The 12,393-nt window shown below is 41.4% G+C and carries 9 protein-coding genes, 1 pseudogene and 1 other annotated feature; of the genes and pseudogenes, 2 read left to right on the top strand and 8 right to left on the bottom strand.

Annotated elements, in window-relative coordinates:
• The 7 genes from NFR51_RS06515 to trpS all read right to left on the bottom strand — a co-directional run bounded on the left by NFR51_RS06515 (position 1) and on the right by trpS (position 7,381).
• A complete protein-coding gene (locus tag NFR51_RS06515) occupies positions 1–1,587 on the bottom strand; it encodes a 2-oxo acid dehydrogenase subunit E2 (RefSeq protein ID WP_251712925.1) in 1,587 nt (528 codons plus the stop codon).
• Entirely contained in the window at positions 1,580–2,560 is a 981-nt protein-coding gene (locus NFR51_RS06510; protein ID WP_251712924.1) for an alpha-ketoacid dehydrogenase subunit beta, read from the bottom strand. The genes NFR51_RS06515 and NFR51_RS06510 overlap by 8 nt, the downstream gene beginning before the upstream one ends.
• 2 nt (positions 2,561–2,562) lie before the next feature.
• Positions 2,563–3,687, bottom strand: a complete 1,125-nt coding sequence (locus NFR51_RS06505) for a thiamine pyrophosphate-dependent dehydrogenase E1 component subunit alpha (RefSeq protein ID WP_251712923.1) — start codon at positions 3,685–3,687, stop codon at positions 2,563–2,565.
• A gap of 32 nt (positions 3,688–3,719) precedes the next feature.
• Complete coding sequence (gene lplA / locus NFR51_RS06500; RefSeq protein WP_251712922.1) at positions 3,720–4,715, bottom strand: lipoate--protein ligase; 996 nt, start codon at positions 4,713–4,715, stop codon at positions 3,720–3,722.
• A gap of 206 nt (positions 4,716–4,921) precedes the next feature.
• Entirely contained in the window at positions 4,922–5,689 is a 768-nt protein-coding gene (locus tag NFR51_RS06495) for a glycerophosphodiester phosphodiesterase (RefSeq protein WP_439108857.1), read from the bottom strand.
• Between the two features lie 19 nt (positions 5,690–5,708).
• Positions 5,709–6,347 (bottom strand): HD domain-containing protein, encoded by a 639-nt coding sequence (locus tag NFR51_RS06490; protein ID WP_251712921.1) that lies wholly within the window; start codon positions 6,345–6,347, stop codon positions 5,709–5,711.
• Positions 6,344–7,381, bottom strand: coding sequence for a tryptophan--tRNA ligase (trpS, locus tag NFR51_RS06485; protein WP_251712920.1), 1,038 nt, complete (start codon positions 7,379–7,381; stop codon positions 6,344–6,346). Before trpS ends, NFR51_RS06490 begins: the two co-directional genes overlap by 4 nt.
• A 70-nt stretch (positions 7,382–7,451) precedes the next feature.
• Positions 7,452–7,673 (bottom strand) — a binding site (T-box leader).
• Between the two features lie 126 nt (positions 7,674–7,799).
• Between trpS and NFR51_RS06480 the strand changes: the two genes are divergently transcribed.
• Entirely contained in the window at positions 7,800–8,240 is a 441-nt protein-coding gene (locus NFR51_RS06480; RefSeq protein WP_251712919.1) for an OsmC family protein, read from the top strand.
• Between the two features lie 398 nt (positions 8,241–8,638).
• A pseudogene (gene mgtA / locus NFR51_RS06475) lies at positions 8,639–11,237 on the top strand (magnesium-translocating P-type ATPase).
• A gap of 139 nt (positions 11,238–11,376) precedes the next feature.
• On the opposite strand, the gene plsX reads toward mgtA, so the two are convergent.
• Positions 11,377–12,372: a phosphate acyltransferase PlsX gene (gene plsX / locus NFR51_RS06470; protein ID WP_251712918.1), complete on the bottom strand. Its 996-nt coding sequence runs from the start codon at positions 12,370–12,372 to the stop codon at positions 11,377–11,379.
• Positions 12,373–12,393: the final 21 nt, after the last annotated feature.

Below are 12,393 nucleotides of genomic sequence, written 5' to 3'. Positions count from 1 at the left end.
TTAAACTTCCATGAGCATGTAAGCTGGATCAGCCAAAAGACTCTTAAGATAGTTCAATGAACCTTGTCCGAGCATACCATCAATAAGACGGTGGTCATAGCTTACAGAAAGCTTCATGTTTTGACCAACAGCTAATTCGCCTTCAGCGTTAACGATAGGTTCTTTAACGATTGAACCAAGACCGAGAATCATAACGTCAGAGCCATTGATGATTGGTGTAAACCAGGTACCGCGGGCAGAACCAATATTTGAAATTGTGATTGTTGAACCGCGCATTTGGTCTGGTTTGATAGAACCAGTACGTACCGCTTCAGCGAGTTCAGAAATTTCTTTAGCAATGGTAAAGATTGATTTCTTATCGGCATTTTTAATCACAGGTACATAAAGTCCGCTTGGCGCATTTACGGCGATACCGATGTTTACATCGTTATGGTAAACAATATCTGTACCGTCGATAGAAGCGTTAATTTCTGGGAATTTCTTAGCTGTAGCAGCCAAGGCTTTAGTTACGTAAGCAAGGTAAGTAAGTTTAACGTCTTGTTTAGCCGCAATTTCTTTGTATTCTTTACGGTGAGCAACAAGTTTAGAAACTTCCACTTGGTCAAAGTTAGTAACCGCAGGGATATTTGCATTTTGTGTACTCATCGCGTTTGAGATAGCTTTACGCGTTGGTGTCATTGGCTCACGACGATCACCTTCAGCTGCTTGTACAGGAGCTGGAGCTGGTTTAGGAGCAGCAGGTTTAGCTGTATCAGCCTTAGGAGCTGGCGTAGCCTCAGCAGGAGCTGCGGCTTTAGGAGCAGCTGCGCCAGAAGCAAAGGCTTTGACATCTGCCAAAGTTGTGTGACCGTGACGACCTGTGGCTTGAACTTGTGTTAAATCAATACCGTGTTCACGCGCATAATGGCGTACAGATGGCATAGCAAGAACGCGACCGTCTGCAGTTGTACGTGTTGTGGCACCACCTTCAGTTTTTGGAGCAGCAGGTGCTGCATCGGCAGTTGCTGTTGGAGCTGCTTGAGGAGCTGAAGTAGGGGCGGCTGTAGAACCATTACCGTTATATTCGATAAGTGGAGCGCCAACTTCAACAGTTGTTCCAGCTTCAACAAAGAGTTTTGTTACCTTACCAGAGTAAGGAGACAAGATTTCTTGCATGAGCTTATCGTTTTGAACTTCAGCGACTGGATCGTCTTCTTTGACATCGTCTCCGACTTTCACCAGCCAGTTGGCGATATCGCCTTCGTGCATGCCTTCACCGATATCAGGCATAGTAAAGATTTGAGCCTCACTTGAAGGAGCTTCTGAAGCAGTATCAGGAATTGCTTCAGCTGGCGCTGCCTCGCTTGAGCCATCTCCATCATATTCGATAAGTGGCGCGCCAACTTCAACGGTTGTTCCAGCTTCAACGAAAAGTTTTGTTACCTTACCAGAGTAAGGGGATAAGATTTCTTGCATGAGCTTATCGTTTTGTACTTCGGCTACGGGATCGTCTTCTTTAACGACATCACCGACTTTTACAAGCCAGTTGGCGATGTCCCCTTCATGCATGCCTTCGCCGATATCAGGCATTTTAAAAATTTCAGTCATAATTTACTACCTCTTTCACTTTGTTCACAATATCATCTGCTTTAACTGCCCAGTCGTTTTCGGCTTGAGCAAATGGGAAGATAGAATCTGGCCCAGCTACACGACCGATAGGTGCTTTAAGTGACAGAACAAAGCGTTCTGAGATTTCCGCCATAACGTTAGCAGCAATCCCTGCTGTACGTTGTGCTTCTTGAACGACAACAACACGTCCAGTTTTTTCAACTGTCTCACCGATTGATTTGATATCAAGAGGTGACACTGTACGCAAGTCAAGAACTTCCGCGCTGATCCCTTCTTTTTCAAGTTGCTCAGCAGCCTTGAGGGCCAAAGGAACTGTACCACCATAAGCGATAATTGAAACGTCTGAACCTTCTTTGGCAACAACTGCTTGATCTAAAGGTGTAGTATAGTAACCTTCCGGGACTTCCCCTTTCATAGAACGGTAAAGGTGCAAGTTTTCGAGGTACATTACAGGGTCGTTATTTTCAATAGCTGCCAAAAGGAGACCTTTAGCATCAGCCGGATTTGATGGCATAACAACACGGAGCCCAGGGATTTGAGCAAAGAGACCTTCGATAGAGTCGGCATGCATTTCAGGTGTTTTTGTACCGATACCATAAGGTGTACGGAGAACAATTGGGTTATGACGTGTGTTGTTGAAACGATAACGTGTACGCGACATTTGTCCAGCAATGGAGTCAAAAACTTCATAAACAAATGTACCAAACTGGATTTCCATGATTGGACGGAAGCCTTGAGTTGAGAGACCAATTGCCAAACCACCAATACCAGATTCGGCAAGTGGTGTATTGAAGACACGGTCTTCACCATATTTTGCTTGGAGTCCATCAGTTGCACGGAATACCCCACCATTTTGCCCAACGTCTTCACCGAAGATTAATGTATTTTCGTCACGTTCAAGCGCCAAGTCAAGCGCTTCTGTGATTGCTGCAATATAAGTTTTTACTGCCATGTTTACTTGCCCTCACTTTCAAATTTTGCAATTTGCTCAACCATTACTTGGCTAGGTACTTCGAGTGTATTTTTCAAGAAACTTGATATTTTTTGTTTTTCAACATTGTTTGCTTTCTTGATGTCTGCATCGATACGCGCATCAAGTTCAGCGATATAAGCTTCTTCTTGAGCCTCATCCCAGATACCTTTTTCAGTCAAGTAAGTGCGCATACGGAGCAATGGCTCTTTCGCCCACCAAGCATCAAGGCCTTCTTGGCTACGGTAACGAAGTGGGTCATCACCAGCTGTTGAGTGAGGCTCCAAGCGGTTAGTAAGGGCTTCAATAACGACTGGACCGTTACCAGCAACCGCCCAAGCGCGTGCTTCTTTAGCTGCCAAGTACATCGCAATAGCATCGTTACCATCGACAACGATAGAGGGTGCACCAGCTGCCCAACCTTTAGCTGCCAAGTGAGGAGCTGCTGTTTGGAGTTCACGTGGCGTTGAAATCGCATAACCGTTGTTTTGAATGAAGGCAACAAGTGGTGCTTTGTAAGCAGAGGCAAAGTTAATCCCTTCATAAGTGTCCCCTTGAGAAGAACCACCATCACCAGTGTAAACAAAGGCAACGGCATCTTTTTTACGCTTTTTCAGTCCTAAAGCGACACCAGCTGCTTCAATATACTGTGCACCGATAATGATTTGTGGGAACCAAGATTTTACTTCAGCGCCTTCGTCTGTTGTATACTCGTTACCGAGTTGGTGTCCACGAGACCAGAGGAGCCCTTTCCAGATTGGCCAGCCTTTAGCGTAAATCTGTGGCAAGTCACGGTAACCTGGGAAAAGCCAGTCTTCATCAGTGAATGCAAAAGCAGAAGCCATTTGAGAAGCTTCTTGACCTGCAGTGGGTCCAAAGAATCCCATACGTCCTTGTTTTGCAAGTTTCATGCAACGGATGTCGATTTGACGGCTAAGCAGCATGTTTTTAAAAAGTTCTACTAAATCTTGATCTGAAAGATCGGCACGCTTAAGGCCCTCTTCGTCAACGATTTTTCCGTTTTCGTCTAAGATTTGGAGCGTCGGAAACGCGCTGTCTTGTAATTCTAATTGTTTTTTGAAATCGAGGATTTTTGTGCTGTTTGACATAAATATCTCCCTTTCTTCTTCATTCTCGTTTTTTAAACCAATTCATCAGCTTTGAAGAGCTGTGAAAGTTCATTGTTTTCAATTGTTCCAAAATATTGTCCTTCTTTGTTCTTTTCTAGAACCTTAAGTACAGCATCTGGATTAAACGGAAGACCGATAAAATCTTGTTTGATATCACGCCAGTCACGGACACCCAGGAAATCCCCCAAGAAATTAATATCAGTAATCAGACCATTATCAACATCAACTTGGATATCGATTGACCCACCAGTAAATTTGGCATGATTGTTGAAACTGAATTTAGGACTTTCACCATAATTCCAATCCCAAGTTGAAAATTGTTCATCGCGTGCAGCTTTTATACCAGCCAGCTGTTCATCGCTCAGAATATATTCGCCATCTTTACCTTGATTGGTTAAGTAATATTTGAGTGCATCAATAAAAGTATCCAAAGTCAAATCAGGTGCAAAGTCTTTGATATTTCCGACACGTGCGCGTACAGATTTAGCCGCTTTAGAGACAAACTTTTCATCAGAGACATTGAGTGAGCGAATCATCGCTTCCACGTCGGTATCCCAGAGTAAAGTACCATGGTGCATAAGGTAACCACCGGCATAACGCTGTGCATTACCAGAAACTTTTTTTCCAGCAATTTCAAGATCGTTTCTTCCAGTGATTTCAGCTTCAATCCCAAGAGAGCGAAGTGCATCATACATTGGTTTTACAAATTGATGAAAGTTAACTTGGGCTGAACTGGCTACAGGGACAAAAAATGTAAAACAAATATTTCCCTCGTCATGGTAGACAGCACCGCCACCAGATACGCGACGTACAACTTGTATATCATGTTGATCAATATAATCTTGATTTATCTCAGCAAAAGTATTTTGGTTACGTCCAACGATAACAGCACGCTTGTTTTGCCAAAGGGCAAAAACAGGCTCCTCTGCTTTTAGATTATTTAATAACCAAGAATCCATCGCAATGTTGGTATAGGCATCTTGCCCGAGATAATTAATATATTGCATAGATTCTCCTTTCATTAGAAATATATGTCAAATGTATTTCCCATTTAACACATACAAATTCATTATATCCCTTGTGAAATAGAAAGTAAAGGAAAATGACTCCGCTATCATAAGCGACTCTTATACAATTTTATAATAAAGTTTGTGAATTTTTTCTATATATAAAAACATGCGTAGAGCATGTTTACAATGAAATGAGTTTTATCTTAATTTGACTGATTTTTTCGAATTTTAAGTGCCTTTTCGGGAAAGTCTGTGAAGATTCCAGATATGTTATGCTGAAAGGCTAGGCACATGTCTTTTTCTGAATGAATGCCCCAAAGCCGAATCGGTTTATTGTCTGGTGCTAACAGTTTCTTGTGTCTAAAAACATAATTTTTTTTCAAATGAAGGCTTGTAATAAATCTTTCTATTACAGTGAGGTCTACTCTTTGAAAGGTTTTTCCTGCAAGGTAGGCGATTTCGTCTTTAATGCCTAATGCGTGTAGGTTGCGAAGCGTATTTATATTAAAGGAAGAGTAGATAACTTTAAAGGGAAAAGTTTGAGTGTTCATCAAAGTAAAGAGCTGTTTTTCAATGCCAGGATAATTTATGATATCGGTCTTAATCTCTATGTTCAAGTAGCCTGCAAAGTTTTCCTTTAGCAGTAAATCCAGAACTTCTTCTAAAGTAGGGATTTTTTCTTTGTGGAAAGCTTTGTCAAACCAAGAGCCGGCATCGAGTTGTTTTAATTGGGCTAAGGTCATATCACAAACACGACCTCTTCCAGAAGTTGTTCGATTAACTTTTTCGTCATGAATGACGACCAGCTGATTATCTTTAGACAGGTGGACGTCTAGTTCGATGCCATCTGAGTTTACATGCAGAGCTTCCTGAAAAGCTGCCAAAGTGTTTTCAGGGCGATTACATTTTGAACCTCTATGTGCAAAGATAAGACACGTGTCCTGAGGAGGAGAGTTTTTTTCAAAAGCCACAGCTGAAATACCTGCCTTTCTAAATGTCGTATTCTTCCTCAATAGCAGCCACAAAATCATGCATGATTTTATCCCTTTTTTTAGCCATTTTTTTGGCTTCTTCTGTATTTAAAAAGTCTTTGAGGAGAAAGAGTTTTTCGTAAAAATGATTAAGTGTTGTCCCTTTACTTTGATGATAGTTGTCTTTATTAGAAAAATGTTGCGGCTTTATGGTGGGGTCATATAAGGTGCGCCCTTTAGACCAGCCATATTCTAAAGTACGTACAATTCCCCATGCGCCCATCGCGTCAATACGATCAGCATCTTGGACGATTTGACCATTGATATCGAGTTCTTTTTTCTCCAAAAGATTGGCAGAATAACTCATGTTGTCGATGATGTAAAAGATTTTATCTTGTTTTTCTTTAGAAAAATCTAATGAAGTCAAGAAGGAGGCAATCTCTTGCTTTTGTTGGGCTACATTTGAGCAAATTTTTTCATCATAGCTATCATGCAAGTAAGCAGCAGCAATAACTAAATCAGAATCTGCAAGAGGTTCAGTATCGAGAATTTGTTTCGCGAGCTTGACGACACGGCTGATATGATCAAAACCATGCCCGTCATTATTGTCTTTATGGATTTTCTGAGCAAAGGCAGCAATTTTTTCTTGACTTGTCATAAGTTATTGTCGTTGAAGTAGTTAATACCCATGGCTGATTTTACTTCAGATAAGGTATTTGCAGCAACAGCGCGTGCTTTTTCTGAGCCTTCTTTGAGCATGTCATAAACAGCACCCATGTCCTTTGCGAATGCGATACGACGTTCACGAATTGGAGAGAGTTCACGATCAAGAATATCCAGTAAATAGCGTTTTGTTTTTACGTCTCCTAAGCCGCCAGCTTGATAATGTGCTTTCATCTCAGCGATAGTAGAAGCATCTTCTTCACGTCCAAAGACATCCAGATAATGGAAGACCATATTGCCTTCAATTTTACCTGGATCCTCAACCTTGATGTGGTCGGGATCTGTATACATGCTCATCACTTTCTTTTTGAGCGTATCCATATCGTCAGCCAGATAGATGCCGTTACCAAGTGATTTAGACATTTTGGCATTGCCGTCAAGACCAGGAAGACGGCCCGCGGCTTCATTTTCTGGATAAAGTCCTTCAGGTTCAACCAAGACATCACAGTTGTATGCATTATTGAAAGAGCGCACAATTTCACGACATTGCTCAATCATTGGCTTTTGGTCGTTTCCTACAGGAACAAGATTTGCTTTAAAGGCTGTAATATCTGCGGCTTGAGCGATAGGATAAACTAAGAAACCAGCAGGAATAGATTCGCCAAAGGCTTTTTGTGCGATTTCTGTCTTAACTGTAGGATTGCGTTCAAGTCGTGCTAGAGAGACTAAATTCATGTAATACATTGAAAGTTCAGCCAACTCAGGAATTTGGGACTGGATAAAAATGGTTGATTTTTCAGGTTCAAGACCAGCAGCCAGATAATCTAAAGCGACATCGCCGACAGATTGGATAATTTTCTCAGGTTCTTTGGCATGATCGGTGAGGGCTTGTTGGTCGGCAAGGAAAACAAACATGTTATATTTTCCTGTGTTTTGTAGAAGCACACGATTTTTAAGTGAGCCAACATAATGTCCGATATGGAGTTTGCCTGTAGGACGATCGCCAGTTAAGATTGTAGGTTTATTCATGATAGTTCTCTCCTTTTTCGATGTATGAATTTTTATAACAAAAAACGCCCATAAAGCATTGTAAAAATGCTCTACGGGCGTTATCACGCGGTACCACCGTAATTCGAAATCCCTTAAGAATTTCCTCTAGCTCGTCATGGGAACGAGTGCCTTGTTAACGGGAGCAGCCGTGATTTATATTGCTTAAAATCATCTGTTATCATCAGCCCATTCACTTTTCCGAAAACATTGGCTTGCACCGCCGCCAACTTCCTAAAGAATTCTTTGAAAAGTTACTCTTCTGATAGTTCAAATTCTACATTTATTTTCAGATAATGTCAAATAAGTCTGAGCTCAATTTCTTGAAAAGGGCATAATAAAAACCTATACTTGGAGTAGAAGCTATCGAACTATTTACACTATGAAAAAGGAGAAATATATGGCAAATGTATCCACAGCATCCGCACAATGGCAAGGCGATTTAGAAAATGGCTCAGGCACAATCAGTCTGGACTCTTCACAAGTATTTACTGACACACCTTATAATTTCGAAGCGCGTGCAGAGCATTCTGCATCGATAACAACACCTGAAGAACTCTTAGGTGCAGCGCATGCCGCTTGTTTTAGCATGGCTTTCTCACTGCTTTTGAGCGAAAAAGGTTACAAGGTCAATAACATTTACACACAAGCAGATGTGACTTTTGCGGTAACTGCAGATGGTCCTGCAATTACAAAGATTCATCTGAAAAACCAATCTAAGATTGCTGGAATTTCGGATGATGAATTTCAAAAGTTAGCAAAAGAAACTGAGGTAACGTGTCCAGTTTCTAAAGCTTTGGCTTCAGTTCCTATTGAACTCGATGCGGAACTGCTTTTCTAACTTAAAGTGACTAACTGTAAGTAAAGTCGGAAAAGGCTCAGATAAAAATTGTTTTTTACAGCATTGTCAGAGAGAGTTAGAAACATGTTGAGATGATCAAGAAACTGTCAACCAAGTGTTAACCTTATTTACAGTGAGGACTCTATAAAGGAGCGACAGATAAATTATAATTGAGTGCTACTAGTAGTGCTTTTTTTATTTTCGTGTATAGAATTTAAGCGTATGAGAAGCTTTTGTAGATAAAATCAGGCTGTTTTCTTAATCTTCACAAGAAGACTTCTCAATATTTTTTCAACATTTGTAGTAGAATAGAGAGAGGAATTTCGCAAACCACACCATAATAAAAGAAAAGTGAACTTTTTAAAGGTTTACGCCCTAGAAATGAGGGAGGTGCAAGTATGCAAAAAATTAAAACAAACAAAAACGATGTGCTTAAAGAGTTGGCACAGCTGAGTCGTGACGAGCTTTTTGAACGTTTAAACACGAATTTTACCGGTTTGAACGCTGAACAGGCTGAGGAACGCTTAGACAAATACGGACCGAACGTGGTTGCAAGTCAGCAACCCATTCCCTGGTATATTATACTGTTCCATGCTTTTAAAAATCCTTTCGTTCTTGTCCTTGCTTTTTTAGCAGCTGTTTCGGCATTGACAGGAGATAGGGAAGGGGCACTTTATATGTTGCTCATGATTACCGTATCTGCTGGTGTAAGTTTTGTGCAAGAATACAAGTCGCAAAAAGCTTCAATTGCTCTGCGAGAGATGATTGAAAATACTACAAATGTTAAGCGTGGAGCGGAGAGTTTTGAAATTCCTATGGATGAAGTGGTCCCAGGCGATATTATTCAGCTTCAAACGGGAGACATGATTCCAGCAGATGCGATTCTGCTGTCACACCGCGATCTCTTTATCAATCAAGCCTCCTTAACAGGGGAATCCTTCCCTGTGGAGAAGCGTTTAGCAGAAGATTTAGATGAAGACGAGCAAATTGACTGGAAGATGACCTCAGCGCTTGATGCGCCTAATGTCCTCTTTATGGGAACCGATGTCTTATCAGGAAATGGTGAGATTTTAATTGTTAAAACGGGTGCTTCAACGATGTTTGGTGACATTGCCAGTAAAGCAACCACTACAAAGGTTGAATCGTCCTTTGATAAGGGGCTGAGTCGTGTGAGCCACATGCTTTTGACTATGGTTGCCATCATGTTTCCTATCGTATTAATTTTGAACTGGATAACCAAAGGCGATTTCGAAACATCATTTTTCTTTGCAATAGCTGTGGCCGTCGGTCTTACTCCTGAAATGCTGCCAATGATTGTTAATGCCAACTTGGCTAAGGGCGCGGTAGCACTCAGTAAAGAAAAGGTCATTGTAAAAAATCTGTCCGCAATTCAAAATCTCGGGTCAATGGATATCCTCTGTACGGACAAGACAGGCACGATTACAGAAGATCGTGTCGTCATGGTCGAATATGTAAACTCACGGGGCAATAAGGCAGATGAGGTATTAAATTCAGCCTTTATCAATTCTAACTTCCAAACTGGTTGGAAAAATCTGATGGACGTTGCTGTGATTGACTATTTCAAAAAATTAGGCCGTGAATTGCCTAATGAAAATATTACAAAAGTAGACGAGATTCCCTTTGATTTCTCACGTCGTCTTTTGTCTGTCGTTGTGAAAACCGACAATAAAAACTTGATGGTCACAAAAGGTGCCGTTGAGGAGATGCAAGCCATCTGTACACATGTGATGGAAGACGGGAAACGTGTTGAGATTACAGAAGAGCGTTTAGCAGAGATGAAAGAAGTCAACCGCGAAATGAATATGCAAGGCATGCGTGGCCTCACTATTGCGGAGCGAATCATTTCAGATGAAGAATTAGAAGACTTTGACTCTGCCAGTGAGCGTGATATGACCCTTGTTGGTTTTATCGGCTTTCTTGATCCGGCCAAAGAATCTGCTGCCAAAGCAATCCATAGTTTACAAAAGTCACGGTGTAACTGTAAAGGTGTTGACAGGCGACAATGCCATTGTTGCACAAAAAGTTTGTGAAGATGTTGGAATTCCGGTTGACCGTTACTGTACTGGAAGTGAAATTGATCTTATGGATGATGAAGAGCTGTTCAACACAGCTATGGAAGTACACCTTTTTGCAAAATTAAATCCAATGCAAAAGGCACGAATTATTGAGCTTATACGTAAGGTCCACACGGTCGGCTTTATGGGAGATGGAATAAATGATGCCCCAAGTTTACGTGCAGCGGATATTGGGATTTCAGTAGATACTGCAGCCGATATCACTAAAGATGCCTCAAATATTATTTTGCTTGAGAAAAGTTTACAGGTCTTGGAAACTGGTGTAACCGAAGGTCGTAAAGTCTTTACAAACATGATGAAGTATATTCGTATCACTTTGTCTTCAAACTTTGGGAATGTTTTTTCCGTTTTGGTGGCCAGTGCCTTCTTGCCTTTCTTACCCATGCTCAGTTTACAAATCTTAACTTTGAATCTAATCTATGACATGAGCCAACTTGCAATCCCTTGGGATAATGTTGACGAAGAAGAGATTGCACGCCCGGTGAAATGGCAAACCAAAGGCCTTGCACGTTTTGCCTTTATCGTTGGTCCCGTATCTTCTGTCTTTGACATCATCACTTTCCTTGTACTCTGGTATGTCTTTGGGTTCAACACAGTTGCCCATGCTAACCTTTTCCAAGCAGGTTGGTTTGCAGTCAGCTTAGGCACACAAGCTTTGGCTTTCCATATCTTGCGTACCAAAAAAGTCCCCTTCTTGCAAAGTCAACCTTCATTGCCAGTTATCCTTTCCACAATTGGCGCATTCGTCGTTGGCTTTACATTGATTTTAGGGTCATTTGGGTCAATTATTGATTTGGCACATCTGCCAGTAGCTTTCTTTATCTACTGGTTGATTATCATCGTTGTTTATCTCTTGTTCCTGCAGCTTGTAAAAAACCTGTACTACAAGAGATACAACTAGCAAAAAGAGGCTGGGACAAAAGTCCAAAATAATGAAAAATCGCTCGATTTCGGCAAATAAGAATGCCGTGGTTGAGCGATTTTACTTTTACGATTATGGTTAATATCATCCAAATTCGGACTTTTGTTCCAGCTTCTTTTTATTCTTCTTTATCTTCAAAATGCTTAACCAGCTGGCCAGTAACATCTGTTTCTAGCATTCGATGAATTTGGCGAATCGTTGAAACGATAGCTTCAGGACTAGAGTTGCCGTGAGCCTTGATAACAGGGGCTTTGACACCTACTAAAGCTGCACCACCCGCGCTATCTGTACTCATCGTGTCTTTGAGTTTGCTGAGTTCTTTTTTCACAAGAGCACCACCGATTTTAGTGGTAAAGCCTCCATTCATGATGCCGTTTTTGATTTGACGCATCAGAACACTTGCAGTACCTTCAATGGCTTTAAGCACAGCGTTTCCCGTGAAACCATCAGCGACAACGACATCAGCTGCGCCAGTTAGGATATCACGCGATTCAATATTACCGATGAAATTAATATCTTCAATATCTGAGAGCAAAGCATGTGCTTCTTTGATCATTGCGGAACCCTTAGATTCTTCAGAGCCATTAGAGAGAAGAGCTACACGTGGACTCTTAACTCCGCGTACATTTGCCGCATAGTAGCTGCCTAAAATGGAAAAGTCAGCCAAGTGTTCAGGTTTGTTTTCGGCGTTGGCCCCTAAGTCAAGCATATCAAAGCCTGTGCCATCTGCAGTAGGAAGGGTACTCATAAGAGCAGGACGGTCGATTTGCTTGATTCGTCCGACAATAAATAAGCCAGCAGCAAGCAGAGCACCTGTATTTCCAGCAGAAAGAACAGCGTCAGCTTCGCCATCTTTGACAGCCTTGACTGCACGAACAAGTGAGCTATCCTTTTTCTTGCGGATGGCTTTTACCGGCTCATCGTGGAAATCGATAAGCTCCGTTGTTGCGATGATTTTCACATTTTTTTCATCTTCTAAATGCGCTTTAATAGCCTCAGGTTCTCCGTAGAGCTGAAACTCAATATTTGGAAATTCTTTTTTTGCTGAATTAATTCCTTTAACGATGGACTCGGGTGCAAAGTCACCACCCATAGCATCAATTGCGATTCTCATAGTCTATCCTCCGATAATTTC

Origin of the sequence: Lactococcus ileimucosae (assembly GCF_943193185.1) — a bacterium.
Taxonomy (GTDB): domain Bacteria; phylum Bacillota; class Bacilli; order Lactobacillales; family Streptococcaceae; genus Lactococcus; species Lactococcus ileimucosae.
This window is presented reverse-complemented; position numbering and strand designations above follow the sequence as displayed.

Bases quoted from the DNA above. Each gene is read 5' to 3' on its own strand.
- NFR51_RS06515 (WP_251712925.1), bottom strand. From the start codon at position 1,587: ATGACTGAAATTTTTAAAATGCCTGATATCGGCGAAGGCATGCATGAA.
- NFR51_RS06510 (WP_251712924.1), bottom strand. From the start codon at position 2,560: ATGGCAGTAAAAACTTATATTGCAGCAATCACAGAAGCGCTTGACTTG.
- NFR51_RS06505 (WP_251712923.1), bottom strand. From the start codon at position 3,687: ATGTCAAACAGCACAAAAATCCTCGATTTCAAAAAACAATTAGAATTA.
- lplA (WP_251712922.1), bottom strand. From the start codon at position 4,715: ATGCAATATATTAATTATCTCGGGCAAGATGCCTATACCAACATTGCG.
- NFR51_RS06490 (WP_251712921.1), bottom strand. From the start codon at position 6,347: ATGACAAGTCAAGAAAAAATTGCTGCCTTTGCTCAGAAAATCCATAAA.
- trpS (WP_251712920.1), bottom strand. From the start codon at position 7,381: ATGAATAAACCTACAATCTTAACTGGCGATCGTCCTACAGGCAAACTC.
- NFR51_RS06480 (WP_251712919.1), top strand. From the start codon at position 7,800: ATGGCAAATGTATCCACAGCATCCGCACAATGGCAAGGCGATTTAGAA.
- plsX (WP_251712918.1), bottom strand. From the start codon at position 12,372: ATGAGAATCGCAATTGATGCTATGGGTGGTGACTTTGCACCCGAGTCC.